The 21560-nt window shown below is 73.7% G+C and carries 19 protein-coding genes; 14 read left to right on the forward strand and 5 right to left on the reverse strand.

The features are described from left to right. Positions 1–163: 163 nt before the first annotated feature. The 3 genes from opgC (at position 164) to H9L09_RS07215 (ending at position 5622) form a co-directional block, all read left to right on the forward strand. The gene (gene opgC, locus H9L09_RS07205) at positions 164–2728 is read left to right on the forward strand and encodes an OpgC domain-containing protein (RefSeq protein WP_187579985.1); all 2565 of its coding nucleotides are present in this window, start codon (positions 164–166) and stop codon (positions 2726–2728) included. Further along, entirely contained in the window at positions 2725–4740 is a 2016-nt protein-coding gene (locus H9L09_RS07210; protein WP_187579986.1) for a glycosyltransferase family 2 protein, read from the forward strand. Before opgC ends, H9L09_RS07210 begins: the two co-directional genes overlap by 4 nt. A gap of 90 nt (positions 4741–4830) precedes the next feature. Beyond that, positions 4831–5622, forward strand: coding sequence for a YqjF family protein (locus H9L09_RS07215; protein WP_246456335.1), 792 nt, complete (start codon positions 4831–4833; stop codon positions 5620–5622). Between the two features lie 44 nt (positions 5623–5666). Here H9L09_RS07215 and H9L09_RS07220 read toward each other — a convergent pair whose 3' ends face one another. Then, positions 5667–6110 (reverse strand): ATP-binding protein, encoded by a 444-nt coding sequence (locus H9L09_RS07220; RefSeq protein WP_187579987.1) that lies wholly within the window; start codon positions 6108–6110, stop codon positions 5667–5669. 188 nt (positions 6111–6298) lie between these two features. Here H9L09_RS07220 and H9L09_RS07225 point away from each other — a divergent pair, with 188 nt between their 5' ends. Both H9L09_RS07225 and H9L09_RS07230 read left to right on the forward strand, forming a co-directional pair. Further along, entirely contained in the window at positions 6299–6979 is a 681-nt protein-coding gene (locus tag H9L09_RS07225; RefSeq protein WP_187579988.1) for a GAF and ANTAR domain-containing protein, read from the forward strand. After that, a complete protein-coding gene (locus H9L09_RS07230) occupies positions 6976–7785 on the forward strand; it encodes a GAF and ANTAR domain-containing protein (protein WP_246456337.1) in 810 nt (269 codons plus the stop codon). Before H9L09_RS07225 ends, H9L09_RS07230 begins: the two co-directional genes overlap by 4 nt. Here the strand turns inward: H9L09_RS07230 and H9L09_RS07235 are convergent. The 4 genes from H9L09_RS07235 to H9L09_RS07250 form a co-directional block, all read right to left on the reverse strand. Continuing rightward, complete coding sequence (locus H9L09_RS07235; RefSeq protein ID WP_187579989.1) at positions 7763–8692, reverse strand: sensor histidine kinase; 930 nt, start codon at positions 8690–8692, stop codon at positions 7763–7765. The two genes, H9L09_RS07230 and H9L09_RS07235, sit on opposite strands and share 23 nt — an antisense overlap. Positions 8693–8828: 136 nt before the next feature. Then, on the reverse strand, positions 8829–10061 hold the full coding sequence (locus H9L09_RS07240) for an acetyl-CoA hydrolase/transferase family protein (protein ID WP_187579990.1): 1233 nt from the start codon (positions 10059–10061) through the stop codon (positions 8829–8831). After that, on the reverse strand, positions 10058–10672 hold the full coding sequence (locus H9L09_RS07245) for a CBS domain-containing protein (RefSeq protein ID WP_187579991.1): 615 nt from the start codon (positions 10670–10672) through the stop codon (positions 10058–10060). The genes H9L09_RS07240 and H9L09_RS07245 overlap by 4 nt, the downstream gene beginning before the upstream one ends. Before the next feature lie 74 nt (positions 10673–10746). Further along, entirely contained in the window at positions 10747–12708 is a 1962-nt protein-coding gene (locus H9L09_RS07250; protein ID WP_187579992.1) for a VWA domain-containing protein, read from the reverse strand. A gap of 200 nt (positions 12709–12908) precedes the next feature. On the opposite strand from H9L09_RS07250, the gene H9L09_RS07255 reads away from it, so the two are divergent. Genes H9L09_RS07255 through H9L09_RS07295 form a run of 9 tightly spaced genes read left to right on the forward strand, consistent with a single transcriptional unit; the run spans position 12909 to position 21549 of the window. After that, positions 12909–13874 (forward strand): hypothetical protein, encoded by a 966-nt coding sequence (locus H9L09_RS07255; protein WP_187579993.1) that lies wholly within the window; start codon positions 12909–12911, stop codon positions 13872–13874. Then, positions 13871–14593 carry a Flp pilus assembly protein CpaB gene (gene cpaB, locus H9L09_RS07260; protein WP_187579994.1) on the forward strand — a complete coding sequence of 241 codons (723 nt, stop codon included), beginning with the start codon at positions 13871–13873 and terminating at the stop codon, positions 14591–14593. The genes H9L09_RS07255 and cpaB overlap by 4 nt, the downstream gene beginning before the upstream one ends. After that, positions 14590–16161 carry a CpaE/TadZ family protein gene (locus H9L09_RS07265; protein WP_187579995.1) on the forward strand — a complete coding sequence of 524 codons (1572 nt, stop codon included), beginning with the start codon at positions 14590–14592 and terminating at the stop codon, positions 16159–16161. Before cpaB ends, H9L09_RS07265 begins: the two co-directional genes overlap by 4 nt. Then, positions 16148–16510, forward strand: a complete 363-nt coding sequence (locus tag H9L09_RS07270; RefSeq protein WP_187579996.1) for a TadE/TadG family type IV pilus assembly protein — start codon at positions 16148–16150, stop codon at positions 16508–16510. Before H9L09_RS07265 ends, H9L09_RS07270 begins: the two co-directional genes overlap by 14 nt. After that, positions 16507–17859 carry a TadA family conjugal transfer-associated ATPase gene (locus H9L09_RS07275; protein WP_223164245.1) on the forward strand — a complete coding sequence of 451 codons (1353 nt, stop codon included), beginning with the start codon at positions 16507–16509 and terminating at the stop codon, positions 17857–17859. Before H9L09_RS07270 ends, H9L09_RS07275 begins: the two co-directional genes overlap by 4 nt. A 1-nt stretch (position 17860) precedes the next feature. Beyond that, positions 17861–18778 (forward strand): type II secretion system F family protein, encoded by a 918-nt coding sequence (locus H9L09_RS07280; protein ID WP_187579997.1) that lies wholly within the window; start codon positions 17861–17863, stop codon positions 18776–18778. After that, positions 18778–19683, forward strand: a complete 906-nt coding sequence (locus H9L09_RS07285) for a type II secretion system F family protein (protein ID WP_187579998.1) — start codon at positions 18778–18780, stop codon at positions 19681–19683. Before H9L09_RS07280 ends, H9L09_RS07285 begins: the two co-directional genes overlap by 1 nt. Next, positions 19676–20830 (forward strand): sensor histidine kinase, encoded by a 1155-nt coding sequence (locus H9L09_RS07290; protein WP_187579999.1) that lies wholly within the window; start codon positions 19676–19678, stop codon positions 20828–20830. The genes H9L09_RS07285 and H9L09_RS07290 overlap by 8 nt, the downstream gene beginning before the upstream one ends. Next, entirely contained in the window at positions 20827–21549 is a 723-nt protein-coding gene (locus tag H9L09_RS07295; protein ID WP_187580000.1) for a response regulator, read from the forward strand. The genes H9L09_RS07290 and H9L09_RS07295 overlap by 4 nt, the downstream gene beginning before the upstream one ends. Positions 21550–21560 lie beyond the last annotated feature (11 nt).

Here is a 21560-nt window from a genome sequence, read left to right on the forward strand (position 1 = left end):
GGGCGGGCCGCCGTACTCGTCCGGTCGACACCCCAGCGCCCGTGCCCCCTTCACCGACGAGGAACCCGCTCGCGTCCGACTCGGGGCATTTATGCTGGTCCGCGCGGGGGGCCGACCGGCGCCCTGCGTCCGCTCGCCTCGGCTCCGATCGGTGAACTCGCCCATGTCCCTTCCCCGCGTCGCCTCGTCGGCCCGCCCCGCCTCCGGCGCCGCCTGGCTCCGCGTCGTGGCGGTGCTCGCCCTGCTCGTCGGCGTGCTGGCGTGGTCCGGCGGGTCCCCGGGCTCGGCCGCCCGGGCCGATCCGCCGGCCGTGCCGCAGCAGGGGCCTTACCTCGGCGCGATCCTGGACTGGCAGCGCGACTCCCCGGCCGACTACCGCGACCGGCTCGGGCGGGCGCCCGCGGCCTACGGCTTCGACGCGCCGATGCCCCTGGCCGACGACGACGTCGCGGCGCTGCGCGTGGCCGTCGACGAGGCAACCGCCCAGGGAGGCGCCCTGATGGTGACGCTGCTGCCCACGCAGCCCCTCGACTCCTTCGACGACGCCGCCGTCGAGCAGCTGGTCGACGCGCTCGCCGCTGCCGGTGTCGGCGACGACGTACCGGCGTGGGTGCGACCGATGCCGGAGATGAACGCCTCGTGGCTGGAGTGGGGCCAGCAGCCGCGGGAGTTCCGCGACGTGTTCACCCGGCTCTCCAGGACGGTGCACGAGCGGCTGGACCGGACCGCGATGGTGTGGAAGCCGGTGTACGGCGCCGGCTACCCCTTCGGTGCCGAGGCCCGCACCTCCCGCCGGGACGCCGGCCCGGCCGCCGAGCCTGCCCTCGACACCGACGGCGACGGCCGGCTGACCCTGCGCGACGACCCCTACGGCCCGTACTGGCCGGGGGCGGCTGCGGTCGACTGGGTGGGCCTGTCGCTGTTCCACTGGGGCGAGTCCTACCCGTTCGTGACCAACGTGCTCCCGCCGCCGCACAAGCTGCTCGACCAGCTCGCCGGACGCTACGGCTACCCCGACTCCCGCGACAGCGCCCGCCGCGACTTCTACGGACGGTTCGTGCAGGGCGCCGACCGGCCGATGGTGCTGGAGACCGCCGCGCTCTACGCACCGGCGAGCGGCGGCCCGTCCGAGCTGGCCCTCAAGCGGGCCTGGTTCGACCAGGTGGCGGACCCCCGGGTCGCCGCGCGCTACCCGGGCATCGCGATGGTGCTCTGGCAGGAGCTGCGCCGACCGGAGGCCGAGTCCCGCGGCCAGGTGGTCGACTGGCGGGCCACCCACACGCGGCCGCTGGCCGACGCGTTCGGCGCGGACCTGGTGGCGGCCGCCGGCCTCACCACCGGTCCGCCGGGACCCAGCCCGGCCGGGAACCGCGACACCAACGGCCCGGCCGCGGGCGCCGACCGGCCCGGCACGGTGCTCGCCGGGCGCACCGCGGTGCTCACCTCGACCGCGGCCGGCCTCGCCGGGGTCGGCTTGGTCGCCGCCACCGCCGCACACCGCCGGCGGCGCTGGAGCTACCCGGACCCGGTCGCCGGCCCCGCCGGCGCGCTGACCCGGGACCTGCGGATCGACCTGCTGCGCGGCATCGCGATCTGCTTCGTGGTCGTCGACCACATCGCCGTCCCTTCACTGTGGCAGCTGCTCACCCAGGAGGCGATCGGCCCGGTCTCGGGGGCCGAGCTGTTCGTGCTGTTCTCCGGGGTGGTCCTCGGCGTCGTCTACGGGCCCCGGGTCACCGGGACCACCGAGTGGTACGACGCCGCCACCCGCATGTGGGCCCGGGCGCTCAAGCTCTGGGCCACCGCGCTCGCGGTGATCGTGCTCGTCTACCTCCTCGCACTGCTGCCCGGCCTCGACGCGCGGGTCGTCACCACCTTCACCGACCAGGGCACCGGCGGGGCCGGTGGCGGCGCACGCGGCCGGATCTACGACCTGTACGCCGGCTTCTCCAGCCTCACCGACTTCCCGGTCCCCGGCTGGGCGCTGCGCGACGTGCTGCTGCTGCGGATGGGGCCCTCGCAGGTCAACATCATCGGCCTGTACGTCGTGCTGCTGCTGGTCGCGCCGCTGATGGCCTACCTGCTGCTCCGGCGCTGGTGGCTCCCGCTGCTGCTGCTCAGCGCCGCGGCGTACACCGTGGCGCAGGTCCACCCGGTGAAGGTGCTGCCGAGCCAGTTCGAGAACCCGTTCCCGCTGCTCAACTGGCAGTTCCTGTTCGTGATCGGCCTGGTGGCAGGCTGGCACCGGCCTGCGCTGCTGCGCGCCGCGGGCGGCGTGGCCGGCCGGGTCACCCTGGTGCTGGTGGCAGCGCTGACGCTCGCGCTGCTGCTGTTCTCGTGGAGCAACCCCTACCTGGCCAACGCCTACGACGTCCGGCTCGACCTGCTGTCCGAGCCGGCGTTCCGCGACCTCTACGACGGATGGTTCGCCCGGACCAGCCTCGGCATCGGCCGCGTCGTCGCCACGCTGTGCGTCAGCGTGACCGGCTACGTCCTGCTCACCCGGTTCTGGGCACCCGTCGAGCGGGCACTCGGCTGGTTCCTGCTGCCGCTGGGCCAGGCGACCCTCTACGTCTTCGTCATGCACGTCCTGTTCGTCGTCGCCGTGGCGAACGTGCCCGCGCTGACCACCTCGCTGTGGCTCGGCACGCTCACGCACACCGTCGTCCTCCTCGCGCTCTGGGCCATGGTCCGGACCCGGTTCCTGTTCGGAGTGGTGCCCAGATGACCTCCCCCGTCCCGCCCCAGCCCTACCGCCGCGGCCGGGTCCGCCTGGCCGTCATCCGGGTGCTGGTGGTCCTCACGCTGTCGCTGGGCGCCAACTACATCGGGTGGCGCTGGCTGGAGTCGGTGAACTGGGCAGCCTGGCCGATCGCGGTGCCGCTGATCATCGCCGAGACCTACAGCTTCGTCGACGCCTGCCTGTTCGGCCTGACGGTGTGGCGGCTGCGCGACCGCGGTCCCGCCCCCGACCCGGATCCCGACGCCACCGTCGACGTCTTCATCACCACCTACAACGAGCCCGTCGAGCTGGTGATGGAGACCGCGCTGGCCGCCCGGGCGATCCGGTGGCCGCACGAGACCTGGGTGCTCGACGACGGCGCCCGGCCGGAGATGCGGGAGGCCGCCGAGGCCGCCGGCATCGGCTACCTCACCCGCTCCGAGGAGTGGGCGGACAAGCCGCGGCACGCCAAGGCCGGCAACCTCAACAACGCGCTGTTCATGACCAGCGCGGAGTTCCTGCTGATCCTCGACGCCGACCAGATCCCGAGCCCGGACATCCTGCACCGGACGCTCGGCTGGTTCGGCGACCCGGAGGTCGCGCTGGTGCAGACGCCGCAGTGGTTCCACAACGTCGACGTGGGCGACCCGCTGGGCAGCCAGGCGCCGCTGTTCTACGGCCCGATCCAGCAGGGCAAGGACGGCTGGAACGCCGCGTTCTTCTGCGGCTCCAACGCGATCCTGCGCCGCGAGGCGCTGATGCAGATCGGCATCGTGGGCTACGTCCGCGAGGTCGAGCAGGCGGTGCGGGACGCGCTGCGCACCGCGGAGAAGGTGCTGGCCTCGGCCCGGCGCGGCGCCGAGGAGCACGGCCCCCGGACGGTGGCGGCGATCGATGCCCTGCGGGCCGCGGCCGCCGACGCGCTCGCCGAGCTCCGCTCGGGGACGCCGGTCGCCGAGGTCACCTTCCGCTTCCAGGAGCAGGCCGACCGGGCCCGACGGGACCTGGTCGCGGCCGACCTGGCCGCGGTGCAGGTCGACCTCGACGCGATCGGCGAGCTGGCCTTCGAGACCGACAGCGAGCTGGGCGGCGTGGTGGTCGACACCGCGGCGCTGGACCGGCTCGCCGGCCGGGACTGGTCCCCGATGGGAGCGCTGGCCTCGGTCCAGGCGCTGGTCGACGCCGTCGACGTCGTCCGCTCCGACGAGGCCCAGCCGGTGATGCCGCTGGCGACGATCTCGGTCACCGAGGACATGGCCACCGCGATGCGGCTGCACTCGCACGGCTGGCGCACCGTCTACCACCACCAGGTGCTGGCCAAGGGCCTGGCGCCCGAGGACATGGGCTCCATGCTGCACCAGCGGCTGCGCTGGGCCCAGGGCACCCTGCAGGTGCTGCTGCGGGAGAACCCGCTGACCCAGAAGGGGCTCGGCGCCGGCCAGAAGCTGATGTACTTCGCGACGATGTGGAGCTATCTCTCCGGCTTCGCCGCGGTCATCTACATCGCCGCCCCGATCACCTACTTCGGGTTGGGGATCCTGCCGGTCACCACGCTCGGCTCGGAGTTCATGGGCCGGCTGATCCCGTTCCTGGTGGCCAACCAGCTGCTGTTCGGCTTCATCGGCTGGCGGGTGAAGACCTGGCGCGGACAGCAGTACAGCCTCGCGCTGTTCCCGCTGTGGATCCGGGCCTGCACCACCGCGGTGGCCAACGTCTGGTTCGGCCGCAGCCTCGGCTTCGTGGTCACCCCGAAGACCAAGCAGGACGGCGGCGCGGTGCCGTGGCGGCTGGTGCGCCCGCAGCTGATCGCGATCGGGCTGCTGCTGGTCTCGGCCGGGCTCGGCGTGCTGCGCTGGAGCCAGGGTGAGCTGAACCTGCTGCCGACGGTGGTGAACCTGGTCTGGATCGCCTACGACGTCCTCGTGCTCGGCGTGGTCGTGCAGGCGGTCCGCTACCGCGGCTACGGTGGCCCCGAGCAGCCGATCCCCTCGACCCCCGGGGCGCGTCGCCGCTGGTGACCGGCCGCCCGACCCATCCGGAGCACCGGTCGGCGGCGAACCGCTGCTGTCGCACGCGGGTCCGCCGGACCCCGGGCAGGGAGGTGTCGGGTGAGCAGGTCGGGATCAGCCCGCGAGCGGGTCGCCGCACAGCCGTGGACCCCGCCGGAGCCGGTCGGTCCGGTCGCGCCGGCGCTGGCCCGACCGGTGCTGATGAGCCAGCAGTGGCGTGACCTGACCTTCCTGCACTGGGCGGTGGACCCGGCCCGGGTGCGGCACCTGATGCCGCCCGGCTGCGCCCCCGACACCTTCGAGGGTCGCAGCTACGTCGGGCTGGTCCCGTTCCGGATGGTCGGCGCCGGCTTCGGCAGGGGCCGGCCGGTGCCCTGGCTGGGCACGTTCCTGGAGACCAACGTCCGGCTCTACTCCGTCGACAGCAGCGGCCGCCGCGGCGTGGTCTTCCTCAGCCTCGACACCGACCGGCTGCTGGTGGTGGCCGGTGCCCGCGCCGGCCTCGCGCTGCCCTACCGGTGGGCCAGGATGCGTCACCAGCACGTCACCGGGCCGGACGGCGAGCGGCACACGTACGACGCGCGGCTGCGCCGGCCGGGTGCCCGGGTCGACAGCCACGTCGAGGTCCGGGTCGGGGACCGCCGTACGCCGACGCCGCTGGACCACTTCCTCAGCGCCCGGTGGAGGCTGCACACCCGGCTGGCGGGGCGCACCCTGCTGGTGCCGAACGCGCACGAGCCCTGGCCGTTGCACGACGCGAGCGTGCTCGCGCTCGACGACGGACTGGTGCGCTCGGTGGGGCTGGGGAACCTCGCCTCGCACGCGCCGGACCACGTCGCCTTCAGCCCGGCCGTGCACAGCGAGTTCGGCCTGCCGCGACGGGCGTGCTGAGCGCCGGCGCCACCCCAGCCAGGCGCGCAGGAACTTCCGGACCGTCAGCCGACCGGGAGCGCTCTGACCGCCGACGGGCGCGCGCCGGCGGAGGCCGGGTCGCGCGCTCCCGTGTCGAACCGAGCCCAGATCGCCTTCCCGGCCGTCCCCTCGGGCACGACCCCCCAGTCCGCGGTGTAGGCGGACACCAAGGGCAGTCCCCGGCCACCCGCGGCGAGGAGGTCAGAGGTCCGGCTCTCCGGCTCCTCGGTGGAGCCGTCGCGCACCCAGAGGGTGACCACGTCGTCGCGCTGCTCGAGGGTGACCGAGAACGCCGTGCGCGCATGCTGCACCGCGTTGCTCGCCAGCTCGCTCACCACGAGGCGGACGTCGTACACGAGCGGCCACAGCAGGTGCTCCTGCAGGTGACCGACTGCGAAGGCTCGAGCGAGCCCGACGTCGGCCGGGGTCCCCGGCCAGGAATTACGGTAGGACCAATCAGTGCTCATGACCCAGCTCATCTCGTCACTCGGTGACGCACCACGCGGGGGTCTGGGCGGTGATTTGTCTGCAGGCCCAGCATAGACCGGAGATCCTCGCCGGGAAAACCCTGTCCAGCCCCGCGCCGGAGTAGAGTGGGAACCCAGTCAAGGCCCGACCTCCTGCCGTCGTCGGCACCCTCCTAAGTAGGTGGATCGTGGATCTCACGGGCAGTCCCTCGGACGGCGCCGGTCGCGCGGTCGACACGCGGATCGGGCAGCTGTGCGCCACCTGCGTGAGGGACACCTCGGTCGACGGCGGCGGCGTGTCGGTCCTCTCCTCGGACGGGGTCCCGGTCCTGCTGCACGCCACCGACCCGGTCTCCCGGGCGATCGAGGACCTGCAGTTCACGCTGGGCGAGGGGCCGTGCGTGGAGGCATCGCTCGCCGGCACGCCGATCCTCGTCTCCGACCTCAACGACCCGGCCGAAGGCGTTTCCGGCCGCTGGCCGGTCTTCATGTCGGAGGCGCGGAAGGTCGGGGTGCGCGCCGTGTTCGCCTTCCCGATCAGGACCGGCGCGATCGCACTGGGCACCGTCGACCTCTACCGCAACAAGCCCGGCCCGTTGACCAACGACCAGCTCGCCAGTGGCCTGCGGACGGTCGACGCGATCGGCGCCCGGCTGCTGGGCGCCGAGTCGCTCGATCCCGTCGCCGAGACGACGTACCCCATGACGGTGCACCAGGCGGCCGGAATGGTGATGACCCAGACGGGTAGTTCGATCGAGGAGGCGCTGGTCCGGATGCGGGCCCACGCCTACGCAGAGGGGGTGTCGGTGGCCGACCTGGCGACGGACGTGGTCCAGGGCCGACGCCGCTTCTTCAAGGAGGATCTGTGAGCAACAGCTACGGGAACGGGGACGAGGGCCGGGTGAGCCGAGACACGATGCTGGCCCAGCGGTTCGTGACCCTGGCCGACACCCTGGTGGACGACTTCGACCTGCTCGAGCTGCTCGACCGGCTCGTCGAGAGCGTCGTGGAGCTCCTCGACGTGAGCGCCGCCGGTCTGCTGCTGATCGACCAACGCGGTCACCTCAGCCCGGTGGCCTCCTCCAGCGAGGCGACCCGGCTGCTCGAGCTCTTCCAGCTGCAGAACCAGGAGGGTCCGTGCCTGGACTGCGTGCACACCGGCTCGGTGGTCACCGTCCCCGCACTCGAGGAGATGCACGACCGCTGGCCCCTGTTCGCCCCCGCCGCCGAGGAGTACGGCTTCGCGTCGGTGCACGCGCTGCCGATGCGACTGCGCAGCGAGACCATCGGCAGCCTCAACCTCTTCAACGCCGGCCGGCCCCCGCTCGGGCCCGAGGAGCAGCGCATCGCCCAGGCCCTGGCCGACGTGGCGACGATCGGCATCCTCCAGCAGCGCTCGCTGCACCGCGCCTCCATGCTCGCCGAGCAGCTGCAGACCGCGCTGAACTCCCGGATCCTCATCGAGCAGGCCAAGGGGGTGCTCGCGGAGTACGGCGGCGTGGACATGGACGCGGCCTTCCACGCGTTGCGTCAGTACGCTCGCAACTCGGGCGTCAAGCTGAGCACCGCTGCCGAGTTCCTGGTGCGCCGCGAGCTCTCACCCGACGAGTTCGTCAGCCTCCGGCCTGACCGGGGGACGGCTCGGGCGCCGGTCACAGCCAGCTGTAGAGCCTGACCTGGGTCCCGAACTCCCCTGACCGCACCTGCACCAGGTCGCAGAGCTGGTTGGCCATCCAGATCCCGCGGCCGGCCTCCTCCGCGAGGTCGACCAGGCCGCGGCCCACCAGCGGGTCGTCGATCCGGCCGGTGTCCTGGACCTCGACGACCAGAGCCCCGGGCTCGTCCCAGATCCGCAGGACGCCGGCGCCGCCGCCGTGCCGGACACTGTTCGCGACCAGCTCGTGGGCGGCCAGCACGAGGTCGTCGGCGGTGTCGCCGCCGAGTCGCCCGGCCTCGCACACCCGGCGCACCACCTTGCGCATCACGGCCAGGTCGCCGGGTCCGAACGCCACCACGGTGGCGTCCTCGGGGTGCGGGGTCAGCGGGCTGCTGAAGATCTGCACGGCGTGGTGGTCCCCGGCGTACGTCGTGGCGCGCACGGTCTCCGGGTGCACCACCGGGTGGCTGCGCCGGGCCTCCTCGACCACCTCGACCGGCAGCGCGGTGAGGTCGTAGGGGCACAGCAGCCGCCAGGCCGGGCCGCCGTCGAAGGCGAGGTTCAGCAGCCCCTCGTGCAGCTGCGCCTCCGCCAGCTCGACCTGCCGGCGGCCCGGCCACACCGGCTCGCCGACCCCCCGGACCTGGCCGGTGCCCTCGTTGTCCTCGAGGAAGCGGCGCCACTCCGGGATGATGCAGGCCGGGTTCGCGCCGAGCTCCGACATGTCCACGAAGTCGACCCGCAGCGCGTCGTCGCCGAGCGCCCGCTCGAGGACGTCGAGCCGCTCGGGCAGCATCGCGACGAGCACCGGCTCACGCCGCTGCACGCCCTCGCGCACGAACGGCAGCACCTGGTCGGCCAGATCTTGCATCCCCCGGTAGAACGCCACCTCGTGGCGGAACCCGGTGAGCGACGTGAGACTCACGGCACTTCCCTTGTCCTTGGTGTGCACGCGTCCCGTTGCAGCGTGCGCCCCCATACTGTGCGCCCGGATTCGCCGGATTGCCAGGGTCTGAACGGCTCGAATTTTGCGGCGGGGCCCTCGGCGGGAACGGCGGCGGTCAGCGGAACAGCCCGAGCGCCCGGCCTTCCTCTTCGAGCTCGTCGCGCACGTCGGGGTGGGCGGCACGGTCGACGAGATGGCGTGCCTGCGCCTCCTGCGTGTGCCCGAACAGCGCCGCCACGCCCTGCTCGGTCACCACTGCCGAGGCCTGGAAGGAGGTCACCGGCTCCTCGATCATCGGCACGATCGTGGAGACGTCGGCGCGGGGATGCCAGGACCGCAGCGCGATCAACGCCTGGCCGCCCTCCGCGTGCAGCGCCCCGACGACGAAGTCGGTCTGCCCCCCGAAGCCGCTGTGGATGCGGCCGTGGACCCGCGAGGCGTTGACCTGACCGTAGAGGTCCACCTGGAGTGCGGTGTTGACCGACACCATCCGCGGGTTGCGGGCGATCAGCCCGGGATCGTTGACGGTCTCGGTGCGCAGCAGCCGCAACCGGGGGTTCAGGTGCGCCCACCGGTAGAGCTCCTCCGAGCCGAGCAGGAACGACGCCGTCAGCGGCCGCTGCGCGTCCAGGCAGCCGCGCCGCTCGAGCGCCAGGATCCCGTCGCTGACCATCTCCGACCAGACCCGGAGCCGGGTCCGGTCGCGCAGACCGGCGAGCACCGCGTCGGGGACCGCCCCGATCCCGAGCTGCAGCGTCGCACCGTCGCAGATCCGGGCGGCGACCCGGTCCGCGATCAGCGCGGTGACGTCGTCGGACGGGGTCGGTGCCGGCGTGCCGAGCGGGTCGCTGGCCTCCACCAGCACGTCGAACACCTCGAGCGCCAGCTCGCCGTCGCCGTAGACGTAGGGCACGGCGGGGTCCACCTGGGCGACGACCTGTCCGCCACCGGCCCGCACCGCCTCGATCGCCGCGGGCAGGATGTTCACCTCCGGGCCCAGCGACACCTTGCCGTCGTAGGGCGCCGAGGTCCGCACCAGCACCACGTCGGGCGGCAGCGTCGAGGTGAACAGCAGCGGCACCAGCGAGAGCCGGGCCGGCACGTAGGCGAGCCGCGGCGAGCGGCGTACCCCGGCGCCGACGAAGGAGGTCTCGAGCAGCACGCCCTCGCGGTCCGGCACCCCGGGGTGCGCGTTGAGCAGGTGCAGCACGTAGCGGTCCACGACGTCGTCGAAGCGGCGCAGCAGCGACCACGGCGTCGAGGCGTTGCCGCCGACCACCACGCGAGGTCGCTCGGGCAGCTCGCCCAGGGCGCCGCCGAGGTCCTCGAGCCGGACGTAGCCGCTCACTCGACGCGCACCGCGACCACGCCGGCCACCGAGCCGGCCAGTGCGGTGGCGAGCCGGCGCTCGGCCTCGCTGGCCGGGCCCTTCACCAGCACCGTGCCGTCCTCCACGTCGGCCAGCCAGTCGACGCCGTCGCTGCGGAACAGCTCGACCACCTCGGCCTCGATCCGGTCGTCGGTGCGGGCCAGCAGGTGCACCACGTCACGCCGGCTGAGCACGCCGACGACCGCGTCGCCGGCGACGACCGGCACGCTCTTGACCGCGGTCGAGGTGAGCAGGTCGACCGCGCGCGCGAGGTCGTCGTCGGGGTGCACGGTCACCGGCAGCGTGCTCATCACGTCCTCGACGCGGCTGGCGGCCGGGGTGCCGGCCCGGTCCGGCGGCAGCATCCGGGTGCGGGGGTCCGGGCGCAGCACCTCGCGCACCAGGTCCGCCTCGCTGACCACGCCGACCAGCCTGCCGCGACGGTCCAGGACCGGCATCGAGGTGATCTTGTGCTCGTCGAGCAGGCGTACGGCGGCCCGCACGGACGTCTCGGCCGTCACCGTGACCGCCGGGGTGGTCATCACCTCGCGCACCAGCATCGCGCTCATCTCCTTCGGCTCCGCCCTCATCGTGGCGCGGAACCTCGCACACCGGACGGGCTGCTGGTCACCCCCCGGCGGGCCGGAGGTCCCGGCCGGGCGGATCAGGAGCGGCGCGGGCTCCGCCGGGAGAGCAGCGCGAGCGCAGCGCCGAGGACCACGAGCACGACGAGGAGCCAGCCCCACAGCGGGAAGCCGCCGGAGCCGTCGTCCGCCGGCGCCGCCGCCGGGTCCCCGTCGGAGCCCGTCGGTCCCTGGCTCGCCGCGGAGCTGGGCGACGCGCTCGGCGAGGAGGTGCCGTCGGTGTAGGTCGGCGCGCCCTCGCCGGCCTTGCCGACGACGTCGAGGGTGACCGTGATCGGCACCTCGCTGAGCTCGGGGTAGTCGCCCGCGCCGCTGAGGAAGGCGCCGCAGTAGTAGGTGCCCGGCAGCGCGGCCGGGATCACCCCGAGGGAGCCGTCGCGGTTGTGGTAGCGCACCGGCGGGGTGGCGTAGTGGACGGTGATCGGCGTGGAGCCGTCGTAGGTGTCGCTGTCGGTCTCGTTGAAGGCCGCGTCGTAGAACTTGTCGCCGAGCGGGCCGTGCATCCGGATCTTGCCGTTGATGCTGCTGGCGTTGATCGCCGCGTCGGTGGCCGGCGTCGTCCGGTAGGTGATGTCGCAGACCAGCTGCTGGCCCCAGTCGAGCGCGACCCCGTAGTAGAGCGCCTCGCCCTCGAGGATCGAGTCGGCGTAGACACCGGGCTCGAGCTGGGGAGCGGCGGCGAAGGCGGGGGCCCCGAACGCCGGCACCGCCTTGCCCTGCGTGCGGTTGCGGACGTCGTAGGAGCCGTCCTCGACCGCGGCGGGCAGGGCGTCGGGATCCTGGACCTCGGGCTCGAGGACGTAGGTGAGCTCCAGCGGCGTGACCGAGCCGTTCGCCTCGCGGCTCACGGCCACGGCGTACGGCGCCGCGCCGCACCCGGCCAGATCGTCCCCGGAGATGCTGAGCACCGTGGACAGCGGGCTGAGCTCGTCGAAGGCGCCCTGGCTGCTCTCCGACTCGTCGGCGCACTCGGTGCCGTCGGCGGCGGCGACCGCGACCGTCAGCTGCTCCAGGTCGGCGTTGCCCTTGGACGTCGGCCGGACGGTGGCCCCGAGGTGGACGGTGCTGCCCTCGGCCGGCTCGACGCGGTAGGTCTCGGTGCCGGTGCCGTCCCCGAGGGTGTCGAGGTACTCCCCCGGCTCGAGCAGCGGCGCGCCGTCCGCGGTGTCGGTGCCCTCGACCGGGATGCCGGCCGGCTCGTAGGCGCGGGCCGCCCGCTGGGAGAGCCGACTGAGCTGGTTGACCAGCGACGTGGCGTCGGGGGCGTCGTAGAAGGTGCCGCGCCCGGCCTGGGCGATGCAGGTGAGCTGGTTGCGGGCCGCCTGGTCCACCTGGAAGCCGACCACGTCCACGTGCAGGTCGAGCCCCTGCTGGGAGAGGTCGCGCGCCACCCGGCAGGGGTCCCCGCCGCAGGACTCCTCGCCGTCCGAGACCAGCACGATGCTGCGGGAGCCCTCGGCCGGCAGGTCCTCGGCGGCCTCCTGGAGGCTGAACGCGATCGGGGTGTTGCCCAGCGGCTTCGCCCGGTCCAGCGCCTTGTTGAGGGCGCCGGCGTCCTTGGGGCCGACCGGGACGACGAGCTCGGAGTCCTTGCAGGAGCCCGGGCCGTCGGAGATCTTCGAGCCGTAGACCCGCAGCCCGACGTCGAGGTCGGCCGGGAGCGCCCGGACGACCTCCTTGAGCGCGGTCACGGCGGCCGCGAAGCGGGTGCGGCCGTCGCCTGCGGGCTCCTTCATGGAGCCGGAGGCGTCGAGGACCAGGACCATCTGGCCGTCCCCGCCGCTTCCGGCAGCCGCGGTGACCCCGGAGGCGGCGAAGGCCGCGCCGCCGGAGCCGGCTGCCGGCCCGCCGGGGAAGGCGGTGAGCAGCAGCACGAGCGCCGCGACGAGGAGGCAGCTCGCGGCGCGGCCGCCGGCAGAGCCTGCCGGCGCGGCGCCGGCCCGACCCGATGCGGTGGCGCGGATGTGCGAGGTGCGTGGCACGGGACCATCCCCCAAGTCGACCGGTCTAGAGCACGGGTAGTCTAAGCGGGCTACTCGGTGCACGCCTGCCGTCCCGTTCGGACTAGAGGGATGCTAGCCGCAGGTGCTACATTCCTGACATTTCCGACCGGGGGACGGATCGGCTGCAGTCTCGGGCCTGCCCGCCACACCTCCCCGCGATCGCATCCTGGGAGGATGTCGTGGGCCAACAGGTCCTCATCATCGGCCGACTGCGCCCCGACCTCGGCGTGTCCGGCACCCACGAGGGCGTACCGGTCGCCGACGTCCGCCATCCCGACGCCGTGCAGGACGCGATCGGCCGGCTGGCCGGTGACGGCGACACGCTGCTCGTCCTCTGCGGCCTCGACGACGCGGCCGAGATCCGCCGACAGCTCGCCCTGGTCAGCCTCGCCCTCCCGCACGTGACCACGGTGCTGGAGCCGATGGCCGGCAGCCCGCTGGCGGTCGCCGCGGTGGCCACCCTGGTCAACGACCCGAGCCGATCCGCGGGAGCCGCCGGGGAGCCGGACCCCGCCGCCCAGCTGCGCACCCTGGACACGCTGCGCGAGCAGATCTGGTCGGCGGTCTGGCTGCCCTCGGTGAGCAGGCTGAGCACCCCGGCGCCCTCGCTGGGCCAGCACGTCCGCAGCTGGTTCGGCGGCCCCGGGTTCCTCGCCGTCCACGGCGACGACGCCCGCGTGGTGCCCTGCCGCGGCACCACGCTTCCCGACACCCAGGACGCCCCGCCCGGAGGCGTCCTGATGGTGGCCGACAGCGGCGCGCCGGCCTGGGTGGTGCCGGCCGCGATGCAGGCCGTAGGCGCCACCAGCCGGATCGACTACCCGAGCTGGCGCGATCCGCGCGACGCCTTCGGGGTCTCCGCCTGCGTGGAGCTGGTCGTGCTGCCCGGCGACCTCGACGAGGCCGGCGCCACCGGGTCGCGCGCCGCCGCAGACCCGGCCGTGGCAGCCGACTCGGAGGCGAGCCGCGAGTGCCCCGGGTGCGGTCGCCGGCACCACCGCCCGGTGTGCCCCTACTGCCGGATGGTGAGGGTCGCCCCGCCGGACGCGCCCGGCACCCGGCCGGAGCCGGACCGGTCGGACCCGGCCGCCGGCATACCGGCCCCCGAGAACTCCGACGACGACCTGCAAGGAGCTCAAGCGTGAACCCCAGACAGCGCCGTGGCGTGCTGTTCATCCTGCTCGCCGGGCTCGGTGCCCTGGTGGTGTTCTTCATGGTGGCCCGCTACGTGGGCAACGTGAACTCCCAGGTCGCGCCGCTGGTCACGGTCTACAAGGCGGCGACCAACATCCCGGCCTACCGCGAGCTCAGCTCCGCGAACGTCGTGGCCGTGCAGATCCCGCAGCGCTACGTGCCGCCGCGGACGCTGCGCGAGGGCGCCCAGCTCTCCGGCCAGCGGGTCGGCTTCACGGTCGCGAAGGGCACCCTGATCGGCTCCGACATGCTGCTGCCGCCCTCGGAGCTCAACGACAACGAGCGGGAGATCGCCATCCAGGTCGACGCCGTCACCGGCATCGCCGGGCGGGTGGCCACCGGCGACTTCGTCGACATCTACGCCGTGTTCGCCCGGGAGAACGGCGGCGGTACGTCGTCGGTGCTGGTGCAGAACGTCCGGGTGGTCTCGGTCGGTGGCCGGCAGACCCGCAGCCGCGAGACCGGTGAGGGCGCGCTGCGCGAGCAGCAGATCCTGCCGGTCACGGTGGCGCTCGAGCCCGAGGACGCCCTGAAGGTGACCTACGCGGACTCGTTCGCGGTGGCCGTGCGGCTGGTCGGGCTGCCGCCGGGCATCCAGACCGAGGACCGCACCGAGGAGCTCAGCTCGGTCAGCGACCGCACCGTCATCTCCGAAGGGAGGGCCCGATGAGCCCCAACGTCATCATCGGGGCCAGCGACCAGGTCGTGGCCTACGAGATCCGCTCGCTGGTCAGCGAGGTCGACGGTTTCGCCGTCGACGACGTCGCCGACTCCTCGGACCGGCTCGAGGAGTCGGTCCTGCGCCGCGACCCCGACATCGTGCTGGTGCACGCCGGCATCGGGCCCACCCCGGTGCTGCAGCTGGTCCGCGACCTGGCGATGCGCCGGCCCGGCTCGGCGATCCTGGTGATGGCCGAGGAGATCACCCCGGAGGTGTTCACCGAGGCCATGGACGCCGGCGCCCGCGGCGTCCTGCAGCACCCGGCCAGCCTCGAGGACCTGCAGGCCCGGCTGGCCGCCGCCGCGCAGTGGTCGGCGCAGATGCGGCGCCACCTCAGCTCGCCCTCGGACCTGGCCCAGGACGCCGGCCGCGGCCGGGTGTTCGTGGTCGCCGGCTCCAAGGGCGGCGTCGGCACCAGCACGCTGGCCGCCCACCTGGCCCACGAGTACGTCCGCGCGGTGCCCGGCAAGAGCGTGTGCCTGGTGGACCTCGACGTCGAGAAGGGCGACCTCGGCAACCTGCTCGGGGTCACCCACCGGCTCGACATCAGCGACCTGGCCAAGGTCGCGGACGACCTCGGGCCCTCCACGGTCAGCTCGGCGATCCACCGCGACCCGAGCGGGGTGGCGGTGCTGCTGGCGCCGGGCAGCGTCGAGGACATCGGCAGCGTCGGGGACCGCGAGGCCCGGCTGATCGTCGGCGCGATCCGGCGGCAGTTCGACCTCGTCGTCGTCGACGCCGGCTCGCACGTCACCCCCGTCACCGCGGCCGCCGTCGAGATCGCCGACGAGGTGCTGCTGGTCACCAACCCCGACGTGCTCTCGCTGCGCGGCGTGCACCGCACCCTGGACGCCTGGGGCCGGGTCGGGGTGCGCAAGCCCGAGACCACCCGGGTGGTGCTCAACCGGGTCAGCAAGGTCGCCGACATCCAGCCCGAGTCGGTGCCGCGGCTGATCCCCACCCCGCCCTGCCGCACCCACCTGCCGGCCGCGTTCAAGCGGCTGGAGCCGGGGCTGAACTACCGCACCCCCGACGAGGTCAAGGACCGCTCGTGGTGGAACGGCGTGAACGCGCTGGCCCGTGAGGTCGGGATGATCGCCCAGCACGACGTGGCCGCCCCTGCCGCCCGCCGGCAGCGCCGCGAGCGCGCCCGCGGCGGACGCGGCTCGCGCCGGGCCGCCGCCGTCGGCGAGAGCGGCCAGGCCAGCCTCGAGTTCGTCGGGGTCCTGCCGGTGCTGATGCTGCTGGTGCTGCTGCTGTGGCAGGTCGGGCTGACCATCGCCTCGCTGGCCCTCACCGGCCACGTGGCCGACGAGGCCGCCCGGGCCGCGGCCGTCGGCGACGACGTACACACCGCCCTGGACGCGGTGCCCGGCTTCTTCGCGCAGTCGATGACGGTCTCGCAGGGCGGCAGCAGCGTGCGGGTGCACACCGACCTGCCGATCCTGGTGCCCGGCTTCACCGCCGCGGGCTGGGACTTCGACACGAAGGTGGGGGTCGTCGATGAGCCGTCCTGAGCCTCACGCACCTCTCCCCCGCTCGCCGCGGCGCGGTGACCAGCGCGGCACGTCCACCCTCGAGGTGGCCGGGATCGCGCCGGTGTTCCTGCTGGTGACGCTGGTGCTGCTCTACTGCGGCTTCGCGTTCTACGGCATCACCGCCACCCAGACCGCGGCCCGCCAGGCCGCCCGGGCGGCGTCGCTGGGCGAGGACCCGTCGGCCGCCGCCGCGGACGCGATGCCCGACTGGCTGCCGCACACCGTGAGCACCTTCCACGGCGGCACCGGGGTGCGCGTCACCACCAACCTCCCCGACCTGCTCCCGGGCACCGACCTGCTGGTGTCCCGGGACGCGGTGATGCCGTGAAGCGCGCGCAGTTCAGCGCCGCCGACGTGGTCGGGGGCGAGGTCAAGGCCCCGGCCGGCCGGGACACCCGCCAGGACCTCGACAACGGCGCCGACGAGATCCTGGTCAGCACGTTCCGCGAGAAGCTGCTCGACGAGATCGACCTGACCGAGCTCTCCAAGCTCGACCTCACCCAGCGCCGGGCCCGGCTCGAGCGGGTGATGACGCACCTGGTGGCCCGGGAGGGCCCGCTGCTCTCCAGCCGGGAGCGGACCACGCTGATCCGCCGCGTCGTCGCGGAGACCCTGGGCCTCGGCGTGCTCGAGCCGCTGCTCGCCGACGAGGCCGTCACCGAGATCATGATCAACGGCCCGGACACCATCTTCGTCGAGCGGCTGGGCCGCCTCGAGCTCTCCCCCACCCGGTTCGTCTCGGTCGACCAGCTGATGCAGACCATCGACCGGATCGTCTCGACGGTGAACCGCCGCGTCGACGAGTCCAGCCCGATGGTCGACGCCCGGCTGCACACCGGCGAGCGGGTCAACGTGATCCTGCCGCCGCTGGCCCTCGACGGCCCGGTGGTGACGATCCGGAAGTTCCCGCGCGCGTTCACGATGAGCGAGCTGGTCGTCCGTGACACCCTCGACGAGGAGACCGCGGCGTTCCTCGCCTCGTGCGTGCGGGCGAAGCTCAACATCGTCGTCTCCGGCGGCACCGGCTCGGGCAAGACCACGCTGCTCAACGCGCTCTCCGCGGCGATCCCCGAGCACGAGCGGATCGTCACCATCGAGGACGCCGCCGAGCTCTCGCTGCAGCAGAAGCACGTGATCCGGCTCGAGTCCCGCCCGGCCAACATCGAGGGCCGCGGCCAGGTCACGATCCGCGACCTGGTCCGCAACAGCCTCCGGATGCGGCCGGACCGGATCGTCGTCGGCGAGGTCCGCGGCGGCGAGACCATGGACATGCTCTCCGCGATGAACACCGGCCACGAGGGCTCGCTGACCACCGTGCACGCCAACTCCCCGGCCGACGCGCTCAGCCGCCTCGAGACGCTGGCGTCGATGAGCGACCTGGAGATCCCGTTCCAGGCCGTCCAGGAGCAGGTCAACAACGCCGTCGACGTGATCGTCCAGCTCGACCGCGGCCCCGACGGCAGCCGCCGCATCTCCGCGGTGGTCAGCCTGGAGTCCCGGCGCCGCGAGGAGTACCTGCTGCACGAGGTCTCGCTCTTCGAGGCCGCCCCGGTCGGCGCGGACCGGATCGTCCGCGGCCGGCACGTGCCGCGCCCGCTCTCGCCGATGCTCAGCCAGCGGCTGCGGCTGGCCGGCGAGCAGCTGCCACCCGGGTTCGACGCCGCCCAGGGAGCGTGACGTGCTCGCGATCCTGACCGCGCTCGCGCTGAGCCTGGCGATCTTCTACGTCGGGCTGCGCGAGATGCTGCTCGCGGACCGGGACCAGCGCCGGCGCGAGGCCGCGGTGGTGCCCGACGAGCAGCGCGGCAACGGCCTGCGCTGGCGGACCCTCGACCGGCAGCTGCTGCGCACCCCGTGGGGCCAGCGCCTCGCCGCCGCGCTGGAGATGAGCGGCCTGACCCTCGGCCCGGCCCGGTTCGTGCTCTCCACGCTCGCCGGCTCGCTGCTGGTCGGGCTGCTGCTGGGCCGCTCGCTGTCGTGGCTGCTGTTCCCGCTCGGGCTGCTGATCGGGGTGCAGGCGGCCCGGTTCGTCGTACGCCGGGCCCGCAACCGGCGCCGCGAGGCGTTCATCGCGCAGATGCCTGAGCTGGCCAGGACGCTGTCCAACGCCACCAGCGCCGGGCTCTCCATCCGGACCGCGCTCGCGCTGGCCGTCGAGGAGCTCGCCGACCCGGCCCGCTCCGAGATCCGACAGGTGAGCGAGCAGATCAACCTCGGCGCCTCGCTGGAGTCGGCGCTGACCAGCCTCGAGCGGCGGCTGCCCTCGCGCGAGTCCGCGATCCTGATCAGCACCCTGGTGGTCAGCGCCCGCTCCGGCGGCGGCCTGGTCACCGCGCTGCGCGACATCGCCGGCACGCTGGAGACCCGCAAGGAGACCCGCCGCGAGATCCGCACCGTCTACGCGCAGACGCTGGCCACGGCGTACGCCGTGCTCGCGATGGGCGTCGGCGTGCTGTTCGTGATGGACAGCGCCCAGGAAGGCACCGTCGACACGATGCTGCGCGAGCCGCTCGGCCAGATCGCGCTCATCATCGCCGGCGCCATCTACACCGGCGGCATGCTGGTGATCCGGCGGATGACCCGGGTGGGCTACTGATGGCCCCGACGATGGCGCCCGCGCTGCTCGGCGTGGCCGGCGCCGCGATCTTCCTGCTCGCGCTGCTCGGCCTGCGGATGGCGCGCGGCGACGCGCTCGAGGGCTGGGACGTCGGCGACATCGTGCTGCTGCGCGACCAGTCCAAGCGCCGCACCCGCCGCGGCCCGATGGACACGCTGGCGATGCGCTTCGCCCCGCTGCTGGCCCGCCGGCTCGGGCCGAACAACCTCGCCCGGATCCGGCGGCGCATCGACCTGGCCGGCCGGCCCGACGGGATGACCCTCGACACCTTCCTGCAGCTGGTCACCAAGTACACCCTGTTCCTCGGCACCACCGCGCTGATCCTGCTGCTGATCGGCAACACGGTCAGCGCGCTGCTGTGCCTGCTGGCGGTGCCGGTGCTGCCGTTCTCGCGGCTGGCCGGCCACCAGCGGCGCCGCCAGGAGCACATCGCCTCGGACCTGCCCGACTTCCTCGACATCCTCTCGGTGACGGTCTCGGCCGGCATCGGGTTCCGCACCGCGCTGGGCCGGGTGGCGCAGCGCTTCGAGGGCCCGCTGCGCGACGAGCTGATGCAGACCCTGCACCAGCTCGACGTCGGCGTCCCGCGCCGCCAGGCGTTCGTGTCTCTGCGGGACCGGTGCGGCTCCGAGGCGATGGACTCCTTCGTCTCGGCGTTCCTGCAGGCCGAGGAGCTGGGTGCGCCGCTGGCCACCACGCTGAACAACATCGCGCTCGACATGCGTCGCGAGTCGGCCCAGATGGCCCGGCGCAAGGCCGCCCGCACCGTCCCCCGGGTGACCCTGGTCGTCTCGGTGGTGCTGGTGCCGCCGACGCTGCTGATCATCATGGTCGGGCTCTACCTCGGGGCGGACATCGACCTCGGGACCGTGCTCAATGGCTGAGGTCGGGCGCAGCTTCACCACCAGCGTGGTGCGCTGGGCGCTCGTCACCCGGGTGGCCTCGCTGCTGCTCGTGGTGCTGATCCTCAGCGGCCGGATCGCGGAGCCCCGGGTCGTCGTCGCGGTGGCGCTGCTGTGCGGCTGGAGCCTGGTCTGGCTGACGCCGCGCGGCGGCACCCTGCGGGTCGTGCAGCGGCACCCGATCATCGCGGTCGGCGACGTGCTGACCTCGCTGCTGGTCACCGGTCTCGTCGGCGTGAACAGCCCGGTGGTGTTCGCGACGCTGAGCACCGCCCTGGTCGTCGGGGTGCTGTTCCGGCCGCCGGTCGCCTCGCTGCTGACGGTGATCCTGGTCGCCGGCTACGTGCTGGTCGCGCTGGTCCAGGCGGCCGGCGCGGCGCTGTTCGTCTACACGTTCGTGATCCCGGCCACCTACGTCGTGCTGGCGCTGCTCGGCAACGTCACCCGGAGTCTGCACGAGCAGGTGCTGCGCGAGCAGGGCCGGCTCGCCGAGACGTACGCCGTGGCAGCGGCCGCCGCCGAGCGGGCCCGGCTCGCCCGCGACATGCACGACTCGGTGGCCAAGAGCCTGCACGGCGTCGCGCTCGCGGCCGCCGCGCTGCCCCGGTGGATCGACCAGGACCAGCCGACGGCGGTCCGGCAGGCCGGAGCGATCCAGCAGGCCGCCGAGCAGGCCTCGCTCGAGGCGCGCGACCTGCTGGTCTCGCTGCGCAGCCTGCACGAGGGCCCGCTCGTCGAGCGGCTCGCCGACCAGGTCGCGGACTTCCGCAGCCGCACCGGGCTCCCGGTCGACCTCGAGGTCCGCGACCTCGCCGACCTCGAGCCGGCCGTCACCCAGGAGGTGCTGCAGATCCTCGGCGAGGCCCTCGAGAACGTGCACCGGCACTCGGGGGCCCGGCGCGTCGGGGTGCTGCTCGCCGGCGGCGGCCAGGAGGTCCGGCTCGAGGTCCGCGACGACGGCCGCGGCTTCGACCCGACCCGGTTGCCCCGCGGCCACTTCGGGGTGATCGGCATGCGCGAGCGCGCGAGCACCATCGGCGGCGTGCTGCACGTGCGGAGCGCGCCGGAGCAGGGCACCACCGTGGTCCTCCAGCTGCCGCTCCGGGCCGCCACGGAGGGGGCGACATGACCGCGCCGACCGCCCCCGTCGCACCGGTCCGGGTGCTGCTCGCCGACGACAACGCCGTGCTGCGCATGGGGATGGCCAGCCTGCTCGCCTCCGACCCGCGGATCACGCTGGTCGCCGAGGCCGAGAACGGTCTGCGGGCCGTCGAGCTCGCCGAGGAGCACCGCCCCGACGTGGTGGTCCTCGACGTCCGCATGCCCGAGATGGACGGCGTCGCCGCCGCCGCCCGGATGCCCTCCGGCACCCGGATCCTGATGCTGACCTACTCCGAGGAGCCGGAGGTGATCACCACGGCGATGGCCAGCGGGGCGCACGGCTACCTCGTGCACGGCGCGCACAGCCCCGAGGAGATCCTCGACGCGGTGATGAGCGCCGCCCGCGGCATGTCGGTGTTCGGCCCCGCCGCGTCGGCGGTGCTGCTCGATCCCGCCCGGCGCGCCGCCGTACCTCCCGGCTCCGGGCCAGCGCTCCCCGGCGCTGCCGCTCCCCCGACCGGGCCCGGATCACCCGCCGCGGCGCTGCGGGCCCGCCGCTACGGCCTCACCCCCCGCGAGGTGGAGATCCTCGACCTGATGGCCGAGGGCCGAGGCAACCGCGACATCGCCAAGGACTGCTTCCTCGCCGAGAAGACCGTGAAGAACCACATCAACCGGATCTTCACCAAGCTCGGCGTGACCACCCGCGGGGAGGCGATCAGCCTGTGGCTGCGCCCGCCCTCCTGAGGCCCAGGGGC

The sequence above is a fragment of the Nocardioides mesophilus genome (genome assembly GCF_014395785.1).
Classification (GTDB): Bacteria; Actinomycetota; Actinomycetes; order Propionibacteriales; family Nocardioidaceae; genus Nocardioides_B; species Nocardioides_B mesophilus.